This window comes from Aeromonas sp. ASNIH5, from assembly GCF_002902865.1.
GTDB classification, from domain to species: domain Bacteria; phylum Pseudomonadota; class Gammaproteobacteria; order Enterobacterales; family Aeromonadaceae; genus Aeromonas; species Aeromonas caviae.
In genome coordinates this window covers 3593459-3612211 of the sequence record NZ_CP026122.1, presented here as the reverse complement: position 1 = coordinate 3612211, position 18753 = coordinate 3593459, and the positions used below count along the sequence as shown (strand labels likewise).

16 protein-coding genes are annotated in these 18753 nt (G+C 60.5%); 9 read left to right on the top strand and 7 right to left on the bottom strand.

Annotation, left to right across the window (positions count from 1 at the left end; all coding sequences use genetic code 11):
- Positions 1–142: 142 nt before the first annotated feature.
- The 4 genes from aceF to ampD form a co-directional block, all read right to left on the bottom strand.
- A complete protein-coding gene (aceF, locus tag C2U30_RS17005; protein WP_042015108.1) occupies positions 143–2038 on the bottom strand; it encodes a pyruvate dehydrogenase complex dihydrolipoyllysine-residue acetyltransferase in 1896 nt (631 codons plus the stop codon).
- Positions 2039–2158: 120 nt separating this feature from the next.
- Positions 2159–4819 (bottom strand): pyruvate dehydrogenase (acetyl-transferring), homodimeric type, encoded by a 2661-nt coding sequence (aceE, locus tag C2U30_RS17000; RefSeq protein ID WP_103244160.1) that lies wholly within the window; start codon positions 4817–4819, stop codon positions 2159–2161.
- An 83-nt stretch (positions 4820–4902) separates the two neighbouring features.
- Positions 4903–5667 (bottom strand): pyruvate dehydrogenase complex transcriptional repressor PdhR, encoded by a 765-nt coding sequence (pdhR, locus tag C2U30_RS16995; protein ID WP_010675815.1) that lies wholly within the window; start codon positions 5665–5667, stop codon positions 4903–4905.
- 276 nt (positions 5668–5943) lie between these two features.
- Positions 5944–6516, bottom strand: a complete 573-nt coding sequence (gene ampD, locus C2U30_RS16985) for a 1,6-anhydro-N-acetylmuramyl-L-alanine amidase AmpD (RefSeq protein WP_103244159.1) — start codon at positions 6514–6516, stop codon at positions 5944–5946.
- Between the two features lie 128 nt (positions 6517–6644).
- On the opposite strand from ampD, the gene C2U30_RS16980 reads away from it, so the two are divergent.
- From C2U30_RS16980 to yacG, 9 genes are all read left to right on the top strand, one after another.
- Positions 6645–7115 carry a retropepsin-like aspartic protease family protein gene (locus C2U30_RS16980; RefSeq protein WP_042015101.1) on the top strand — a complete coding sequence of 157 codons (471 nt, stop codon included), beginning with the start codon at positions 6645–6647 and terminating at the stop codon, positions 7113–7115.
- A gap of 3 nt (positions 7116–7118) precedes the next feature.
- A complete protein-coding gene (gene nadC / locus C2U30_RS16975) occupies positions 7119–7982 on the top strand; it encodes a carboxylating nicotinate-nucleotide diphosphorylase (RefSeq protein WP_103244158.1) in 864 nt (287 codons plus the stop codon).
- A 312-nt stretch (positions 7983–8294) separates the two neighbouring features.
- The gene (locus C2U30_RS23110) at positions 8295–8684 is read left to right on the top strand and encodes a pilin (RefSeq protein WP_080989820.1); all 390 of its coding nucleotides are present in this window, start codon (positions 8295–8297) and stop codon (positions 8682–8684) included.
- Entirely contained in the window at positions 8684–10390 is a 1707-nt protein-coding gene (gene tapB, locus C2U30_RS16960) for a PilB family type IVa pilus assembly ATPase TapB (RefSeq protein ID WP_041211787.1), read from the top strand. The genes C2U30_RS23110 and tapB overlap by 1 nt, the downstream gene beginning before the upstream one ends.
- A gap of 127 nt (positions 10391–10517) precedes the next feature.
- On the top strand, positions 10518–11759 hold the full coding sequence (locus tag C2U30_RS16955; protein WP_010675822.1) for a type II secretion system F family protein: 1242 nt from the start codon (positions 10518–10520) through the stop codon (positions 11757–11759).
- A gap of 77 nt (positions 11760–11836) precedes the next feature.
- Positions 11837–12712: a prepilin peptidase gene (locus C2U30_RS16950; protein ID WP_103244157.1), complete on the top strand. Its 876-nt coding sequence runs from the start codon at positions 11837–11839 to the stop codon at positions 12710–12712.
- Between the two features lie 18 nt (positions 12713–12730).
- A complete protein-coding gene (gene coaE, locus C2U30_RS16945) occupies positions 12731–13345 on the top strand; it encodes a dephospho-CoA kinase (RefSeq protein ID WP_103244156.1) in 615 nt (204 codons plus the stop codon).
- A gap of 37 nt (positions 13346–13382) precedes the next feature.
- Positions 13383–14105 carry a cell division protein ZapD gene (zapD, locus tag C2U30_RS16940; RefSeq protein ID WP_010675825.1) on the top strand — a complete coding sequence of 241 codons (723 nt, stop codon included), beginning with the start codon at positions 13383–13385 and terminating at the stop codon, positions 14103–14105.
- Between the two features lie 10 nt (positions 14106–14115).
- On the top strand, positions 14116–14310 hold the full coding sequence (gene yacG / locus C2U30_RS16935) for a DNA gyrase inhibitor YacG (RefSeq protein ID WP_039040499.1): 195 nt from the start codon (positions 14116–14118) through the stop codon (positions 14308–14310).
- A gap of 57 nt (positions 14311–14367) precedes the next feature.
- Here yacG and mutT read toward each other — a convergent pair whose 3' ends face one another.
- The 3 genes from mutT to secA all read right to left on the bottom strand — a co-directional run bounded on the left by mutT (position 14368) and on the right by secA (position 18751).
- Entirely contained in the window at positions 14368–14772 is a 405-nt protein-coding gene (gene mutT, locus C2U30_RS16930; protein WP_171864957.1) for an 8-oxo-dGTP diphosphatase MutT, read from the bottom strand.
- A gap of 8 nt (positions 14773–14780) precedes the next feature.
- Positions 14781–15965, bottom strand: coding sequence for a tetratricopeptide repeat protein (locus C2U30_RS16925; protein ID WP_103244155.1), 1185 nt, complete (start codon positions 15963–15965; stop codon positions 14781–14783).
- A 65-nt stretch (positions 15966–16030) separates the two neighbouring features.
- The gene (gene secA / locus C2U30_RS16920; protein WP_041211791.1) at positions 16031–18751 is read right to left on the bottom strand and encodes a preprotein translocase subunit SecA; all 2721 of its coding nucleotides are present in this window, start codon (positions 18749–18751) and stop codon (positions 16031–16033) included.
- Positions 18752–18753: the final 2 nt, after the last annotated feature.

Here is an 18753-nt window from a genome sequence, read left to right as displayed (position 1 = left end):
CTCTTTGTCGTTCTTATATCCCCGGACAGCACAGTCTTATGCCAAACAAGGCCGCTGCAGCCGTGAAAAAAACGGGGCAAGTTTACAATCCTGTTAACGAAATGAGAAGCAAAAAGGGCGGGCTCTGGGCCCGCCCTCTCACTTACAGGACCAGTCGACGAATGTCGGACAACACACCACTCAGGGTGGTGATGAAGCGGGCACCGTCGGCGCCATCGATGACGCGGTGGTCGTAGCTCAGAGCCAGCGGCAGCATCAGGCGCGGCACGAACTCTTTACCGTTCCACTTCGGCTTCATCTCGGATTTGGAGACGCCCAGGATGGCCACTTCCGGCGCGTTGACGATCGGGGTAAAGCTGGTACCGCCGATGCCACCCAGGCTGGAGATGGTGAAGCAACCGCCCTGCATGTCGGCAGCGGTCAGCTTGCCGGCACGGGCCTTCTTGGAGATCTCGGCCAGATCGCGGGACAGCTCGTGGATGCCCTTCTTGTTGACGTCGCGAACCACCGGAACCACCAGGCCGTTGGGGGTATCCACCGCCACACCGATGTGGATGTACTTCTTCATGATCAGCTTGCTGCCGTCTTCGGACAGGGCGCTGCAGAAGCGCGGATGGGCTTCCAGGGCCTTGGCGGCCGCCTTCAGGATGAACACCAGCGGGGTGATCTTCACGTCCAGCTTCTGCTTCTCGGCCAGGATGTTCTGCTCTTTGCGGAACGCTTCCAGATCCGTGGTATCGGCTTCGTCGAACTGGGTGACGTGGGGGATCATGGCCCAGTTGCGGTGCAGGGCAGGACCGGAGATCTTCTGGATACGGGTCAGTTCCAGCTCTTCGACAGGGCCGAACTTGCTGAAATCAACCTTCGGCCAGGCCACGACGCTCATGCCGTTGCCAGTGCCGGTGCCGGCAGCCGGAGCGGACTCGGCGCGCTTGACCGCATCCTTCACGTAAGCCTGCACGTCTTCTTTGACGATGCGACCCTTGCGACCGGAGGCTTTCACCTTGGCCAGGTTGACGCCGAACTCGCGCGCCAGACGGCGTACTGCCGGGGAGGCGTGGACATAGGCGTCGTTGGCGACGAAATCGGAGGCAGCAGCAGCCTGGGCAACCGGCGCAGGAGCGGCGGCAGCCGGAGCAGCAGCAACAGGCGCTGCGGCAGGAGCCGGAGCAGCCACGGCGGCCGGAGCGGCACCCGCCACTTCGAATACCATGATCAGGGAACCGGTGGAGACCTTGTCACCCGCCTTCACCTTGATCTCCTTGACCACACCGGCGAACGGTGCAGGCACTTCCATGGAGGCCTTGTCGCCTTCCACGGTGATCAGGGACTGGTCGGCTTCAACCTTGTCACCCACGGCGACCATGATTTCGGTCACTTCCACTTCGTCACCGCCGATGTCCGGCACGTTGACGTCTTTGGCACCGGCGGCAACCGGAGCAGCGGCAGCCACGGGGGCAGCAGCAGGAGCCGGCGCGGCAACAGCGGCCGGGGCAGCGCCCGCCACTTCAAAGACCATCACCAGGGAGCCGGTGGAAACCTTGGCGCCGGCGGCGACCTTGATCTCGACCACGCGGCCGGCGAACGGTGCCGGTACTTCCATGGAGGCCTTGTCACCTTCCACGGCGATGATGGACTGGTCGGCTTCAACCATGTCGCCCACGGCAACCATGATCTCAGTCACTTCGACTTCGTCACCACCGATGTCCGGCACGTTGACGTCCTGGCGAGCGGCAGCAGCAGGAGCGGCGGCCGGTGCGGCAGCAACCGGGGCAGCAGCCTGGACCGGAGCCGGTGCGGCAGCACCCTCGGCTTCGAAGACCATGATCTGGGAACCGGTGGCAACCTTGTCGCCCACCTTGATCAGGATCTCTTTGACGATACCGGCGGCGGGGGCCGGGACTTCCATGGAGGCCTTGTCACCTTCCACGGCGATCAGGGACTGGTCCAGTTCGACCTTGTCACCCACGGCCACCATGATCTCGGTGACTTCAACTTCATCGGCACCGATATCCGGCACCATAATCTGTTTGGACATTGCGCTTTATCCTCTTGCGTGCATCCGCGTGGCTGCCTGAGCATCACCACGCGCATCCCGCGTTATCCGTTTAAACCCAGGCAAGGTCGCGCCGGATACCCGGCGCGACACTCAATCCTCTTACGCGTACAGCGGGTTGACCTTGTCGGCATCGATGCCGTACTTGGCGATGGCTTCGGCCACAACCTGCTTGTCTACCTCGCCGCGCTTGGCCAGTTCGGTCAGGGCAGCAACCACTACGTAGAACTCGTTCACTTCGAAGTGACGACGCAGGTTGGCACGGCTGTCGGAGCGGCCGTAACCGTCGGTACCCAGTACACGGTAGTTCTCGGTCGGAACGAAGGCACGCACCTGATCGGCGAAGGACTTCATGTAGTCGGTCGCGGCGATGGTGGCTTCGGTGCCCAGTACCTGAGCGATGTAGGGCACACGCGCTTCGGCGGTCGGGTGCAGCATGTTCCAGCGATCCGCGTCCTGACCGTCACGAGCCAGTTCGTTGAAGGAGGTGACGCTGAACACGTCGGAACCCACGCCGTACTCGCTGGCCAGGATCTGGGCGGCAGTGCGCACGTGACCCAGGATGGAACCACAACCCAGCAGCTGTACCTTGGCCTTGGTGCCGGCCACGGTTTCCAGCTTGTAGATACCCTTGCGGATGCCTTCCTCGGCGCCTTCCGGCATGGCCGGCATGGCATAGTTCTCGTTCAGGGTAGTGATGTAGTAGAACACGTTCTCCGGGTTCTCACCGTACATGCGGCGCAGGCCGTCCTGTACGATCACCGCCACTTCATAGGCGTAGGACGGGTCGTAGGAGATGCAGTTCGGGATGGTGTTGGCCAGGATGTGGCTGTGACCATCTTCGTGCTGCAAGCCCTCTCCGTTAAGAGTGGTACGACCGGAGGTCGCGCCCAGCAGGAAGCCACGGGCTTGCTGGTCACCGGCTGCCCACGCCATGTCGCCGATCCGCTGGAAGCCGAACATGGAGTAGTAGATGTAGAACGGGATCATCGGGCAGTCGTTGGTGCTGTAAGAGGTCGCAGCAGCCAGCCAGGAGGACATGGCGCCCAGCTCGTTGATACCGTCTTGCAGAACCTGACCCTGCTTGTCTTCCTTGTAGTAGGAGACGATGTCGCGGTCTTGCGGGGTGTACTGCTGACCGTGCGGGCTGTAGATACCGATCTGGCGGAACAGGCCTTCCATACCGAAGGTACGGGCTTCGTCAGCCAGGATCGGGACGATGCGCTTGCCGATGGACTTGTCTTTGAGCATCACGTTCAGGGAACGCACGAACGCCATGGTGGTGGAGATTTCGCGCGCCTGTTCACCCAGCAGCGGACCGAAGGCATCCAGCGCCGGGATTTCCAGCTTGGTGGTGCTCTCGCGCAGACGGGTCGGTACATAGCCCTTCAGTGCGGCACGGCGGGCGTGCAGGTACTTGTGCTCTTCGGTACCCTCTTCGATCTTCAGGTACGGCAGGTTTTCCAGCTGCTCGTCGGTGACCGGCAGGTTGAAACGATCGCGCAGGTGACGCACGGAGCCCAGATCCATCTTCTTGACCTGGTGAGCGATGTTCTTGCCTTCGGCCGCTTCGCCCATGCCATAACCCTTGATGGTCTTGGCCAGGATCACGGTCGGCTTGCCCTTGGTCTGTGCAGCCTTGGAGAAGGCGGCGAACAGTTTGCGGGGGTCGTGACCACCGCGGTTCAGGGCGAAGATCTCCTCGTCGGTCATGTCTTTGACCAGCGCGGCGGTTTCCGGGTAACGGTTGAAGAAGTGCTCGCGCACGTAGGCACCGTCGCGGGACTTCATGGTCTGGTAGTCACCGTCCACGGTCTCGTTCATCAGCTGGATAAGCTTGCCGGAAGTGTCTTTCTTCAGCAGCTCATCCCACTTGCGACCCCAGATGACCTTGGTCACGTCCCAGCCAGCGCCGGCGAACAGGCCTTCCAGCTCGTTGATGACCTTGCCGTTGCCGACAACCGGACCATCCAGACGCTGCAGGTTGCAGTTGACCACGAACACCAGGTTGTCGAGCTTTTCACGCACGGCAACGGTCAGGGCACCCTTGGCTTCCGGCTCGTCCATCTCGCCGTCACCCAGGAAGGCGTAAACGGTCTGCTCGGAGCAATCCTTGATGCCACGGTCGGTCAGGTACTTCAGGAAACGCGCCTGATAGATGGCGGCGATGGGGCCCAGACCCATGGAAACGGTCGGGAACTGCCAGAATTCCGGCATCAGTTTCGGGTGCGGGTAGGAAGGGATACCCTTGCCATCCACTTCCTGACGGAAGTTGTCCAGCTGCTCTTCGGTCAGGCGACCTTCGGCGAATGCACGGGCGTAGATGCCCGGGGAGATGTGACCCTGGAAGTAGACCAGATCGCCACCGTCCTTCTCGTTGCGGGCACGGAAGAAGTGGTTGTAGCAGACTTCGTAGATGGTCGCGGAAGAAGCGAAGGAAGACATGTGACCACCCAGGTCCAGGTCTTTCTTGGAGGCGCGCAGCACGATCATCATGGCGTTCCAGCGGATGATGGCGCGAATGCGGCGTTCCATTTCCAGATCGCCCGGGTAAGCCGGTTCGTCGCTGGACGGGATGGTGTTGATGTAGTCGCGGTTTGCCTTGGCAGCCACGTCCACACCGCTTGCGCGGGCTTTCTCGGCCAACTGTTCAAGGATGAACTGAGCGCGTTGCGGACCCTCTTCACGCAGCAGGGATTCCAGAGAGGCAAGCCACTCCAGCGTTTCTATCGGGTCCACATCGTTCTTCAGGATATCAGACATGGCTGGTTCCTATGTTGTTGTGATTGCACGGCATTGCACGGCGAAGGGCGCAAGCATTCGACAATTAAGAAAGCCTTGTGGGATTAGTTTTCCTGCTGACGGATCCGACGCATGGATCGCTGGATCCGGCTGTCTTCCCTCTGCATATCCAACAAGGTGTCCTCGATAAAGGCCAGGTGCTCATGACAAGCAGCCCTGGCCCGCTCCGGAGCCCCCGACAGGATAGCCTCGATCAGGCTCGCACGATGGCGACGGATCTTGGCGACCACTCCCGGACGGCGATTCAAAATTTCGTTATTGCGTAAAATGTTCTGCTCGAGCATGGGGCCCATGGCCCGCAACAGGTGCAGCAGCACCACGTTGTGGGAGGCCTCGGCCACGGCCAGATAGAACTGGGTCACGGCGGCCGATTCGACCACCAGCGACCCTTGCTGACCGGCTTCTTCGATGGCGGCTTGCGCCAGGCGAATCCGTTCGAAATCAGCCTCGGTGCCCCGCAGCGCCGCATAGTAGGCACAGATGCCTTCCAGCGCGTGACGAAACTCCAGCAGGTCGTACTGGGCTTCCGGGTGAGTGCTGAGCAGTTCGAACAGGGGGTCGGCGATCCCCTTGCTCAGGGCATTTTGTACGTAAGTGCCACCGCCCTGACGACGATACAAGAGTCCTCTCGCTTCCAGGCGCTGGATGGCTTCGCGCAAGGAAGGGCGCGACACCTGAAACTGGATGGCGAGTTCCCGCTCGGGCGGCAACTTCTGGCCCGGCTGCAGGCTGCCTTCCAGAATCATGCTTTCCAGCTCGGCGACAATGGCGTCGGCCAGCTTGGGCTGAGTTATCTTGATATAGGGCATGAGGCTACTTTGTTAAATTGGTATTACCAATTTTATGATTGGGGCGAAAATTAGCAGAGGGCTTGAAAAAAGTCCACCCAAAAGATGATCTGAATCAAGAAGCTCGGTTGCCACTTTGGGGGTAAAAACGCGGAATCATGATATAGCTCATAGAAAATGGTCTGACCAATATTTGTGAGCTTGCTCACCGATAACATTTGGCCAACAGCATGAAAAATGGCTTGCCAGACAAGGCAAGCCATTGATTCTAAAAACACAAAATAATTTTTAGATTTTTCACTCAAAGTGAAGCTTTTCCCGATAGAGAGGCCATTCGAAACTGTCACCCGGATCCGTCTTGCGGCCCGGCGCGATGTCGCAGTGACCGACAATACGGTCCGCCGTGATGGCGGGATAACGGTGCACAATCGCCCGGCTAAGATCCGACAGCACCTCGTATTGCTTGTCGCTGTAGGGAAGCTCGTCGGTCCCTTCCAGTTCGATCCCGATGGAAAAATCGTTGCACGCCTCCCTCCCCTCCCAGCTCGAGACTCCCGCATGCCATGCCCTGGCGCCAAAAGGCACGTACTGTACCAGTTCCCCATCGCGGCGGATCAGGCAGTGGGCCGAGACCCTCAGTTGATGAATACCGGCGAAATAGGGGTGAGCACCGGGATCGAGCCGCCCCAGAAACAGATCGTCGATAAAGGGGCCACCAAACTGCCCGGGGGGCAGGCTGATGCCGTGTATCACCAGCAAGGAGACATCCTCCGGGCTGAGCCTCTCATTGTGATGGGGGGAAGGCACCTTGCGGGCCTGCTCGCACCATCCTTCACGATCGATGGAAAACAGGGTTGTGGGTTGTGTCATCGTCTGCTCGACTCACAAATGGAAGCGATGTGCCTCTGGCGGGATGGGAAAACTGGGAACAAGTCTCTGAATTCATGGATAACGCTATGTTAGGCTGAGCCATTCAATCGCGCGATATGGGACACACTATGCACCCGATGGCACGCCGTCTCTGGCTGCTCGCCTGGCTCTCGCTGCTGGGTCTGCTGACCCTCTACTTTCATGGTCGTGAACAACCGTCGGTGACCGCCAGCGGCGATCTATTGCTCAGGGCCGATGCCAGCGGCCATTATCGTCTGGAGGGTGCCATCAACGACCAACCGGTGCAACTGCTGCTGGACACAGGAGCAACCCGGGTGACCATACCGAGCCAGGTGGCCGCCCGGCTCGGCCTCGTCGCCACGGGCCGCAGCCGGGTCAACACGGCAGCCGGAGAGATCCAGGTCGAAACCGGCCGGATCGAAAGTCTGGCGATGGGTCCGCTGACCCTGTACGATTTGTCCGTCTTTATCAATCCGGCTGCCGACGGGGAGGAGATCCTGGTGGGCATGAATGCCCTGGGCAGGCTGGAATTGCGCCAGAAAGACAGGCAATTGCTTCTCAGACCCTTGCAGGAATAAGGCATGTTACAACAGGACATCCGCCGCGCCGTGCGCGCCGCACTTCTCGAAGACTTGGGCGATGCCCTCACCGCGCTGGATCAACCGGATGCCAGCGCCGACATCACGGCCCAGCTGATCCCGGCCGATCGCATCTCGACCGCGCGAGTCATCACCCGCGAGGCGGGCGTCTTCTGCGGCCAGCCCTGGGTCGACGAGGTGTTTGCCCAGCTCGGTGGCGAAGTGAAGGTCGAGTGGAAAGTGCAAGATGGTGAACGCCTTGCCCCCAATCAGGAGCTGTTCCGCCTCCATGGCCCCGCCCGCGTGCTGCTGACCGGCGAGCGCAATGCGCTGAACTTCGTGCAGACCCTTTCCGGGGTCGCCACCCTGACCGCCCGTTATGTGGCAGAGCTCGAAGGCACTGACTGCCGCCTCCTCGATACCCGCAAGACCCTGCCCGGCCTGCGCAGCGCCCAGAAGTATGCGGTCACCTGCGGGGGCGGCAAAAACCACCGTATCGGTCTGTTTGATGCCTACCTCATCAAGGAGAACCACATTCTCGCCTGCGGTGGCATCCCTGAAGCAATCAGCGAAGCGCGCCGTCTCAATCCGGACAAACCGGTGGAAGTCGAGGTCGAATCCCTGGCCGAGCTGGAGCAGGCCCTGGCCGCACGGGCCGACATCGTGATGCTGGACAACTTCGACATCCCCATGATGCAGGACGCTGTTCGCCTCAATCAGGGCAGAGCCAAGCTGGAAGTCTCCGGCAACGTCACCCTCGATACTCTTGCCGGATACGCCGCGACCGGGATCGACTTTATCTCGGTGGGAGCGCTGACCAAGCATGTGCGGGCACTGGATCTCTCCATGCGCTTTGTCGCGGCTTGAGCAAGCCCCATCCGTTGCTCGTGCCCAAAAATATTACAGGGCTCGAAACTTGCAAAAGGCGCCATCGGCGCCTTTTCTATATGCAGGATCCCACGACATAAGGAGTGTGAAGATGGGCCCTCCCCAATCTTGAGAAGCGTCATTAGAGACCATTTAATCCTTGATTTTGCTATCATTTTCACTAAATGACACAAAAGTGGTTAACAAGGGCCCTGCCTCTGTTGCCAACCCGAAGCGCTCGGATAAGATGCTGGAGTGTGGATAGATTTCCACCAGCACTTTTCAGGAACCATGGACAAAAGGATATTTGACATGAAAAGACAGTCAGGGTTTACGCTAATCGAATTGATGATAGTGGTTGCGATCGTCGCCATTCTGGCCGCCATCGCGTTGCCAGCGTATCAGAACTATACCAATAAGGCTCGCTTCACACAGGCAATCTCATCAGCTGGTGGAATCAAGACTGAGGCGGAAGTTTGCTTCCAGACAACAGGGGCATTTGGCTGCCCTGCTCTGCTTGCCAGTGCTGCTGCGCCAACTGGGGTTGCTCTAACAATCACTGGGGCTTCAAGCAGTGCAACAAGCCTGACGATTCAAAGTAGCATGACAAACCCATCAGGAGCATACCAACTTGTAGCAGCTACTTCTGGTGGTGCAGTTACCTGGACCGCTACCTGCAGTCCAACCACTCTTTGTAATTAATGACCTCCTCACTCAATAGCGGCCTGGCCACCAGCCTGGCCGCTTCCTCCCTCCTCAGTGAGCCGGACTCACAGCGTTATCTGAGCCAGGCCAGGGCGCAGCGCAAGCCCTTTGTCACCTTCCTGATCGAGAACGATATCCTCGACAGCAAGGCGCTGGCGGATTTCTGCGAGCTGGAGTATGGGGTACCTCTGCTGGATCTGGCGGCCTTCGATCTCGCCGAGATCCCGCAGAAATACCTCAATCAAAAGCTGATTGAAAAGCACCATGTCCTGCCCATCTACACCCAGGGGCATACCCTCTATATCGCCATGTCCGATCCGACCAATGTGTCGGCTCTGGAGGATTTTGGCTTCAGTTTTGGCCTGCACACGGAAGCCCTGCTGGTCGAAGAGAGCAAGCTGACCGCCGCCATCGGCAAGCTGATGGAGAGCGAGCAGGATACCCTGGGCATGGATCATATCGACGAGGCCGAGATCTCCGAACTCGAGGTCTCCGACGAGAGTTCCCGCCTCGACGAGAGCGTCAACACCGCGGACGATGACGCCCCCATCGTCAAATACATCCACAAGATCATGATGGATGCCATCAAGCGCGGGGCCTCCGACCTGCATTTCGAACCCTACGAGACCAAGTACCGGATCCGCTTTCGGGTAGACGGCATACTGCACGAAGTCGCCACGCCGCCGGTCAACCTGGCCAACCGCTTCGCGGCTCGCCTCAAGGTGATGGCGCGGCTCGATATTGCCGAACGGCGCCTGCCACAGGATGGCCGGATCAAACTCAAGATCTCACGCAACAGATCCATGGACATGCGGGTCAACACCCTGCCCACCATGTGGGGCGAAAAGATCGTGATCCGGTTGCTGGACTCCTCGGCCGCCCGGCTCAATATCGATCAACTCGGCTTTGACGACCGGCAGAAGACGCAATACCTGCACGCCCTCTCCAAACCTCAGGGCATGATCCTGGTGACCGGCCCGACGGGGTCAGGCAAGACGGTCTCACTCTATACCGGCCTCAACATCCTCAACACCAGCGAGGTCAATATCTCCACCGCCGAAGATCCGGTCGAGATAAACCTGCCCGGCGTCAACCAGGTGCAGATCAATCCCAAGGCGGGGCTCACCTTCGCCAGCGCCCTGCGCTCCTTCCTGCGCCAGGATCCCGACATCGTCATGGTGGGGGAGATACGGGATTTGGAAACCGCCGAGATCGCTATCAAGGCCGCCCAGACCGGTCATCTGGTGCTCTCCACCCTGCACACCAACTCGGCGGCAGAAACGCTCACCCGGATGATGAACATGGGGGTGCCGGCCTTCAACATCGCCTCTTCGGTCACCCTCATCATGGCCCAGCGCCTTGCCCGCAAACTCTGCGATCACTGCAAGGCGCCGGAAGTGGTGCCGGAAGCCGAGTTGCTGGAGCTGGGCTTCACCCAGCAGCAACTGGCCGCCGGGTTGCGGCTGTTCAAGCCCGTGGGATGCAAGGAGTGCTCGGGAGGCTACAGAGGCCGGGTCGGCATCTATGAGATCATGCTGATGTCCGACAACATCGCCAAACTCATCATGCAGGGAGCCAACTCGCTGCAGATTGCCGCGATAGCCCAAAAGGAAGGGATGCGCACCCTGCGCACATCCGGCCTCGAGAAAGCGCGTCTTGGCGTCACCAGCCTGGCCGAAATCAACAGGATCACCACCAACTGAGTTCGCAGTGCCCGAGTCATCTCGCCGGGTGAAGCCGCTGTAATCACCCCGATGACCTTCTTCAAGCCAAGATGAGCCGGACAGGCAGCAGCATCCGGCCACCGTCGCCCAATTGCAGGATGCAGTGATGGCCACATTAGCTCAAAAACGCAACGCACCGAAAAAAGTCTTCTCCTACCGCTGGCACGGCGTCAACCGCAAGGGACAGAAGGTCTCCGGCGAGCTGCAAGCCGACAGCATCACCACCGTCAAGGCCGAGCTGCGCAAGCAGGGCGTCAACGTCACCAGGGTCAGCAAGCAGAGCCAGGGGCTCTTCTCCAAGGGCGGCGCCAAGATCAAGCCGATGGACATCGCCGTCATCTCCCGCCAGATCACTACCATGCTCTCCGCCGGCGTGCCTCTGGTGCAGAGTCTTCAGATCATCGCTCGCGGCCACGAGAAAGCGGCTGTGCGCGAGCTCATCGGCCAGATCGCCGCCGATGTGGAAACAGGCACCCCGCTCTCGGAGGCGTTGCGCCGCCATCCTCGCCACTTCGACGACCTCTATTGCGACCTGGTCGAAGCCGGGGAGCAATCCGGTGCCCTGGAGACCATCTACGACCGTATCGCCATCTACCGCGAGAAGAACGAAGCCCTCAAATCCAAGATCAAGAAGGCCATGTTCTATCCGTCCATGGTCATTCTGGTGGCCATCGTCGTCACCTCCATCCTGCTGCTCTTCGTCATTCCCCAGTTCGAGGATATCTTCAAGAGCTTCGGTGCCGAGCTGCCCGCCTTTACCCGGTTCGTCATCGCCATCTCCCGCTTTATGCAGGAGTGGTGGTACGCCATCTTTGGCGGCGCTGCTCTCGCCGTCTTCCTCTATGTGCGGGCCTGGCGAAAATCCCAGAAGGTCAGGGACAACACGGACAAGTTCATCCTCACCATTCCCGTGGTGGGCAACATACTGCACAAGGCTGCCATGGCCCGTTTTGCCCGCACCCTCTCCACCACCTTCTCCGCCGGTATCCCACTGGTGGATGCCCTGGTCTCAGCGGCCGGAGCATCGGGCAACTATGTCTATCGCACTGCGACCATGGCCATTCGCAACGAGGTGGTGGCCGGCATGCAGATCAACGTCGCCATGCGCACCGTGGATCTTTTCCCCGACATGGTGACCCAGATGGTGATGATCGGTGAGGAATCCGGCGCCATCGACGACATGCTCTCCAAGGTCGCCGCCATTTTCGAACAGGAAGTGGACGACATGGTCGACGGCCTCACCAGCCTGCTCGAACCCATCATCATGGTGGTGCTCGGGGTGCTGGTCGGCGGCATGGTCGTGGCCATGTACCTCCCCATTTTCAAGCTGGGCTCTGTGATACACTGACCCCCTCGACAGAGGGCCGGGCGGTACATTTCCCCCGGCCATCTGTCATCCCCGTTCCCGACACAAGCGATTGATCTATGGTGCCTTTGATCGAACTGGCCCAGGGCTTGCCCTGGCTCTATCTCTCCTTGATTTTCCTTTTCTCCCTGATGGTGGGCAGCTTCCTGAACGTGGTGATCCATCGCCTGCCCATCATGATGGAGCGGGCCTGGCATGCCGAATACAGCGACTATTTCGGTGACGGTGAAGAGACTCCTCCTGCAACCGGACGATACAACCTCATGGTGCCTCGCTCCCGCTGCCCCCACTGCGACCACCCCATAGGGGCGTTGGAGAACATTCCCCTGCTGAGCTGGCTATGGCTCAGGGGGCGCTGCCGCAACTGCCACGCCCCCATTTCGGCTCGCTATCCCCTGGTTGAGCTGCTCACCGCCCTGCTGTCGGTCTCGGTAGCAGCCGCGCTTGCCCCCGGCTGGGGCACCCTTGCCGCTTTGTTGCTCACCTGGACATTGGTCGCACTGACCTTCATCGACCTGGACAAGATGCTCTTGCCGGATCAGCTCACCCTGCCCCTGCTCTGGGGTGGCCTGCTGTTCAATCTGGCGGGCGGTTTCGTGTCCCTGGCCGATGCGGTGGTCGGCGCCATGGCGGGCTATCTGGTGCTCTGGAGCCTCTATTGGGCCTTCAAGCTGCTGACCGGCAAGGAAGGGATGGGCTACGGCGACTTCAAACTGCTGGCGGCGCTGGGCGCCTGGCTGGGATGGCAAGCATTGCCCATCGTGCTGCTGCTCTCTTCGCTGGCGGGCGCCATCATCGGCATCGGTCTCATCCTGCTGCGCAACCACCACCAGGGCAAACCCATTCCCTTTGGCCCTTATCTCGCCATCGCGGGCTGGATAACGCTGCTGTGGGGCGATAGCATCACCCGCTGGTATCTTGATGTCGTGCTCTAGCAAAAGGATCTCTGACCCATGTATGTAGTCGCAATCACAGGGGGAATCGGCAGCGGCAAGACCACGGTTGCCAACCGCTTTGCCGAGCTGGGCATCGAGGTGGTGGATGCGGACATCATCGCCCGCGAGGTAGTGGAGCCCAGCACCCCTGCTCTGGCTGCCATCGCCGCCCATTTTGGCCCGGATGTCGTTGCCCCCGATGGCCAGCTCGATCGCCGCCGGCTGCGAGAGCGGATCTTCACCGATTCGCAGGCCAAGGAGTGGCTCAATGCCCTGCTCCATCCCCTCATCCGCAGCGAGATGCTGCGCCAGTGTGCGGCAACCCGCTCCCCCTACTGCCTGCTGGTCGTCCCCTTGCTGGTGGAAAACAGGCTCACTTCCCTCGCCGATCGGGTACTGGTGATCGATGTGGACGAATCGACACAAATCGAGCGTACCTGCCGCCGCGATGGCGTCAGTCGGGAACAGGCCCAGGCGATACTGGCGTCCCAGGCGAGCCGCAGCGAGCGCCTGGCGATGGCCGACGACGTCCTGGACAACCAGAGTGGTACGAGTGAGACCATCTGGCAGCGAATTTTCGCCCTGCACCAGACATATCTGGCATTTGCCTCTCAACAAGCCCACCAACTGTGAGTACACTAGGCCGGTTTATGGCTGGCCAGGATTAGGCATGATTTACGATTTTCCCCTCAATGAAAAAAGCCGGACCTATCTTCGTCTGGAGTCCCTGTTTTCCCAGATCCGCGACAATCTGGAGAGTGACCAGTCCTGGGCACATATCGCCTTCTTCAAGGGGTTGTTCGATTTGCAGGAGTTGCTGGAGCGTGGTGACCTGCGTGCCGATCTCATCAAGGATCTGGAGCGCCTCGGCCAACGCCTGAGCCACTGGGCCAGTCTGCCTGACGTCGATCTCGAGCAGATCCAGCGGATGCAGCAGGAGAGTACCCAGCTCTCCCGCAACCTGCTGAACTCCCCGCGCCCCGGCGCCCGTCTCAAAGAGGATCGCCTGCTCGGCTCCATTCGTCAGCGCTTCTCCATTCCGGGTGGTCTGTGCGCCTTCGATGTGCCGCAACTGCACCACTGGCTGGCGACCCCGGCCGTTACCCGCCACCAGCAGATGCAGCAATGGCTGAGTGACATCACCCTGCTGATGAACGCCATCTCCCTGTTGCTGCGCCTGTGGCGCGAGTCGGGCAACTTCAGCGACCAGGTGGCCACCAACGGCTTCTTCCAGGATACCGCCGAAGGGGCTGAACTGATCCGCATCCGTCTGGCGGGCACCCAGCCCTGCTATCCGACCCTGAGCGGCCACAAGAACCGCTTCGCCCTGCGCTTCCTGCCGACGACGGAACAGCAGATAGGCGACGTTTCCTTCCAGCTCGCCTGTTGTTGAGGAGCGCCCCATGGTGACCAAGGTAAAGTGTCCGACCTGTCAGAGCGAGATCGAATGGGGTCCGCAGAGCCCGTTTCGCCCCTTCTGCAGCAAGCGCTGCCAGCTGATCGACCTCGGCGAGTGGGCGGATGAACAGAAGCGCATCCCGGGCGAGATCAACCCGGATCTGCTGCCCGACCCGGAACAGGGCGATCCCTGGCAATAAACACTGCACGATCAAAAAAGGGCCCTCAGGCCCTTTTTCGTTGGTATCGATTCCCTTTCAGGCTAGCGAGGCCTGCAACCGCGCGACGATGGGGCCGTTGGCATCCGGGAAGCGGTATTCGTGCAGCGAGGCCAGTGGCACCCAGCGGCACTCCTGCCCCTCCTTGCCAAAGGGCTCGCCGTGGAAGCGGGTCACCTTCCAGATATCCAGCAAGACCTGCTTGTCGGGGTAGTCGTGGTGCAGCTCCATGAAGGGGGCACAATCCTGCACCCGGATCCCGATCTCTTCCCACAATTCCCTGTCCAGCGCGGTGAGCAGATCCTCCCCCGACTCCACCTTGCCACCGGGAAACTCCCAGCGATCCCCCTGATGGCGATCGGCTGAGCGTTTGGCGATGAAGATATCGCCCCGTTCGTTCTCGATGACGCCCACCGCCACCCAGATCCGTTTCTTCTGTTCCATCATTGTCCTCAGCGTAAACACGGCAAACGGGCGATCCAGGGGGCAAGCCGAATGGCCTGCTGATCCCCCCGGGCCCTGAAGAGATCCTGCCCGACATGCTCATTGCCCGGCGGCGCAACCTGCGGCCAGGGCACCGCACCGGGCGGAGTGAAACAACGATCGTGTACCCGCGCGCTCTGGCGCAGATAGCGCCATAAACAGTCTCGCAAGAACCACTGGTCGATGTTCGGTGTTTCCATGGTACTGGGCTGATAGCTCGCCATCAGCGGCGCAAGGGGAGGCAGCACACCGGCCACACCGCCCCACATGCCGGCCAGCACCAGATCGGTGTGGCTCCACCAGTCACGCATGATATGGAACCAGCGCCCCGATGCAAGCCAGTCATCGACCGCCAGCCGCTCCCGCAGATTCAGCACGGAGTCCGCATCGCGCACAAGGAAGCGCCCCACTCCGGGATCATTGGCGACCTGGAAGCGCCAGCAGAGGCGCTGACGCTGGGATTGACTATCGGGCTGCACCTTTATCTCGGCGCCATGTTCCTGCAGGCAGGCCAGAAGCCCCTGAGGGACACTGCCATCCACATAGAAGCGCACCCGCCAGCCCGGATAGAGGTAAGCTGCGGCCAGCACATTGTCGAGTGCTCCCCGCAAATAGCGGGGCTGTGCTCCCCACAAGGAGAAGGCGATGACTGCCTGCTTTTCCCCCTGCTCCGCGAGCCAGACATCCGGCCCCTCTGTCGGCAGCACCCACCCCGCGACAGGCTGCGAGACGGCCTCATCCTTGAGAGTCAGGGCACAGGTTCCCGCTTGTGCCGCTTCTTCATGGCGTCCTAGCTTGGCAAGGGAAGTGCAAAGCCCGTCATGGACCAGATAATCATCCGGCTCGCGCCGCACCAGTTCGACTAGGTGCATCACGGCCCGCTCATGTTGATCGGAGCGCGAGAGGCAGACACAGAGATTGCGCAGCACCTCAGTGTTATCGGGTGCGGATCGGTACGCCAGCGTCAGCACCTGGGCCGCCGAGGCGGGATCGCCGGACAAAAAGAGGTAATAGGCAAACTGCAGTTGCAGGGGAACAGATTTGTTCGTCTCTGCGTTCAGCCTGCTCAGCACACAACGGATCGCCTCCTGGCGTCTCTCCTGCAGCCAGTGCCCATGTGCCTCCCCATCCCATCCCGCCGGCAATCTGCTCATCGTCCCCTCCTTGGTCCGAAAATGAATACACCGCCCGGAGGCGGTGTATTCATCATGGCAGGGTGTCAGGTCAGCTGACCGTGACAGTGCTTGTATTTTTTACCCGAACCACAGGGGCAGGGATCATTGCGCCCGATCTTCTGCTCGTCGCGCACGAAGGTGGTATGGCCCTCGGCCCCACCCGTATCCTCGTCAGCCAGCTGGTTTTCGGCCGTGGCATGGGTGTAGGTACGGGGAGCGGCTTCGGCCTGCTGGCGCTGCTGCTCTTCCATCGCCTCCACATCCCGCTCCTGCACCTGTACCCGGCTCAGGATGCTGACCACGTCGCGCTTGAGGGTTTCCAGCATCTGGGTGAACAGATCGAAGGATTCGCGCTTGTACTCCTGCTTGGGGTTCTTCTGGGCGTAGCCGCGCAGATGGATGCCCTGACGCAGGTGATCCATGGCCGCCAGGTGCTCTTTCCACAGGCCGTCCAGGGTTTGCAGCATCACCGCCTTCTCGAAGTTGCGCAGCACCTCCTTGCCGACCAGCTCTTCCTTGTGGGCATAGAGCTTGGTGGCTTCATCCAGGATGCGTTCGCGCAGCTTCTCTTCATACAGCTTGTCGTCTTCCGCCAGCCACTGCTGCAGCGGCAGATCCAGGGCGAAATCGGACTTCAGACGCGCTTCCAGACCCGGCACGTCCCACATTTCTTCCAGGGACTGGGGCGGGATGTACTCGTCGATGATGGCGCCGTAGACGTCGTCACGGATGACGTGAATGGTCTCGGAGATGTCGTTGGTGTCCAGCAGTTCGTTGCGCTGCTCGTAGACCACCTTGCGCTGATCGTTGGCCACGTCGTCGAACTCGAGCAGGTTTTTACGGATGTCGAAGTTGCGACCTTCCACCTTGCGCTGGGCATTCTCGATGGCCTTGGTTACCCAGGGATGCTCGATGGCCTCGCCCTCTTCCATGCCCAGCTTCTTCATCATGCCGGTCACGCGGTCGGAGGCGAAGATCCGCATCAGGGTATCTTCCATGGAGAGGTAGAAGCGGGAGGAACCCGGATCACCCTGACGACCGGAACGGCCGCGCAGCTGGTTGTCGATACGGCGGGATTCGTGACGCTCGGTACCGATGATGTGCAGGCCACCGGCCGCCAGTACTTCGTCATGACGCACCTGCCAGGCCGCTTTCAGCTCGGCAATCTGCTCGCTTGACGGGTTTTCCAGCTGGGCGATCTCCGCCTGCCAGTTGCCGCCCAGCACGATGTCGGTACCACGACCGGCCATGTTGGTGGCGATGGTGACGGCGCCGGTCTGGCCGGCCTGGGCGACGATCTCCGCTTCCATGGCATGGAACTTGGCGTTCAGTACCTTGTGCGGGATATTTTCCTTGGTCAGGATGCCGGAGAGCAGCTCGGAGTTCTCGATGGAGACGGTACCAACCAGCACGGGCTGGCCGCGCTTCACGCACTCGCGGATGTCCTGCACGATGGCCGCGTATTTCTCCTGGGCGGTCAGGTAGACGAGATCGCCCATGTCCTTGCGCACCATCGGCTTGTTGGTCGGGATGACCACGGTATCCAGGCCATAGATCTGCTGGAATTCAAAGGCTTCGGTATCCGCAGTACCGGTCATGCCCGCCAGCTTGTCGTACAGACGGAAATAGTTCTGGAAGGTGATGGAGGCCAGGGTCTGGTTCTCGTTCTGGATCTTGACCCCTTCCTTCGCCTCGACCGCCTGGTGCAGACCGTCTGACCAGCGACGACCCGGCATGGTACGGCCGGTGTGCTCGTCGACGATGACGATCTCGTCTTTCTGGACGATATAGTCGACGTTGCGCTCGAACAGGGTGTGCGCACGCAGGCCTGCATTGACGTGATGCAGCAGGCTGATGTTGGTGGCGGAGAACAGGGAGTCATCCTCGGCCAGCAGTCCCTCTTTCTTGAGCAGCTCTTCCACGAAGATCTGGCCGTTTTCGGTCAGCAGCGCCTGGCGGTTCTTCTCGTCCACCGTGTAGTGGCCGTCGCCGGTGTACTCCTCGGAGTCTTCCTTGTCCTGCTTGACCAGCAGCGGGATCAACTTGTTGATCTGGGTGTACATGGCTGAGCTGTCTTCCGCCGGACCGGAGATGATGAGCGGGGTGCGGGCTTCATCGATGAGCACCGAGTCCACCTCATCCACCAGCGCGTAGTTGAGCGGACGCTGTACGCGCTGCTCCGGCGAGAATGCCATGTTGTCGCGCAGGTAGTCGAAACCGAATTCGTTGTTGGTACCGTAGGTGATGTCGGCAGCGTAGGCATCGCGCTTCTGGGACGCATCCATGCCGGGCACGTTGCAGTCCACCGTCATGCCGAGGAAGGCGAACAGCGGGCGGTTGGCTTCCGCATCACGCTTGGCCAGATAGTCGTTCACCGTCACGACGTGCACACCGCGGCCGGTCAGGGCGTTCAGGTAGGCCGGCAGGGTGGCCGTCAGGGTTTTACCTTCACCTGTCTTCATTTCGGCAATGCGGTTGGAGTTCAGCACCATGCCGCCGATCAGCTGGACGTCGAAGTGACGCATGCCGAACACACGGCGGGAGGCTTCACGGACGGTGGCGAACGCTTCCGGCAGCAACTGCTCCAGTGTTTCGCCTTGCTCCAGACGCTGACGGTACTCGGCGGTCTTCGCCTGCAGTTCCTGATCGGACAGTGCCTCGAACTGAGGCTCCATCGCATTGATTTGTTTTACAATTTTGCGCAAAGCCTTGAGCGTTCTGTCGTTCCGGCTGCCGATAATCTTGGTGAGCAGTGTGCTAATCATGG

Excerpts from the sequence above, each read along its gene's own strand:
- C2U30_RS16925 (WP_103244155.1), bottom strand. The coding sequence starts at position 15,965 with ATGAGCAGATTGCCGGCGGGATGGGATGGGGAGGCACATGGGCACTGG.
- C2U30_RS16955 (WP_010675822.1), top strand. The coding sequence starts at position 10,518 with ATGGCCACATTAGCTCAAAAACGCAACGCACCGAAAAAAGTCTTCTCC.
- C2U30_RS16980 (WP_042015101.1), top strand. The coding sequence starts at position 6,645 with ATGCACCCGATGGCACGCCGTCTCTGGCTGCTCGCCTGGCTCTCGCTG.
- C2U30_RS16950 (WP_103244157.1), top strand. The coding sequence starts at position 11,837 with ATGGTGCCTTTGATCGAACTGGCCCAGGGCTTGCCCTGGCTCTATCTC.
- pdhR (WP_010675815.1), bottom strand. The coding sequence starts at position 5,667 with ATGCCCTATATCAAGATAACTCAGCCCAAGCTGGCCGACGCCATTGTC.
- tapB (WP_041211787.1), top strand. The coding sequence starts at position 8,684 with ATGACCTCCTCACTCAATAGCGGCCTGGCCACCAGCCTGGCCGCTTCC.
- aceE (WP_103244160.1), bottom strand. The coding sequence starts at position 4,819 with ATGTCTGATATCCTGAAGAACGATGTGGACCCGATAGAAACGCTGGAG.
- C2U30_RS23110 (WP_080989820.1), top strand. The coding sequence starts at position 8,295 with ATGAAAAGACAGTCAGGGTTTACGCTAATCGAATTGATGATAGTGGTT.
- yacG (WP_039040499.1), top strand. The coding sequence starts at position 14,116 with ATGGTGACCAAGGTAAAGTGTCCGACCTGTCAGAGCGAGATCGAATGG.
- nadC (WP_103244158.1), top strand. The coding sequence starts at position 7,119 with ATGTTACAACAGGACATCCGCCGCGCCGTGCGCGCCGCACTTCTCGAA.
- coaE (WP_103244156.1), top strand. The coding sequence starts at position 12,731 with ATGTATGTAGTCGCAATCACAGGGGGAATCGGCAGCGGCAAGACCACG.
- zapD (WP_010675825.1), top strand. The coding sequence starts at position 13,383 with ATGATTTACGATTTTCCCCTCAATGAAAAAAGCCGGACCTATCTTCGT.
- mutT (WP_171864957.1), bottom strand. The coding sequence starts at position 14,772 with ATGGAACAGAAGAAACGGATCTGGGTGGCGGTGGGCGTCATCGAGAAC.
- secA (WP_041211791.1), bottom strand. The coding sequence starts at position 18,751 with ATGATTAGCACACTGCTCACCAAGATTATCGGCAGCCGGAACGACAGA.
- aceF (WP_042015108.1), bottom strand. The coding sequence starts at position 2,038 with ATGTCCAAACAGATTATGGTGCCGGATATCGGTGCCGATGAAGTTGAA.
- ampD (WP_103244159.1), bottom strand. The coding sequence starts at position 6,516 with ATGACACAACCCACAACCCTGTTTTCCATCGATCGTGAAGGATGGTGC.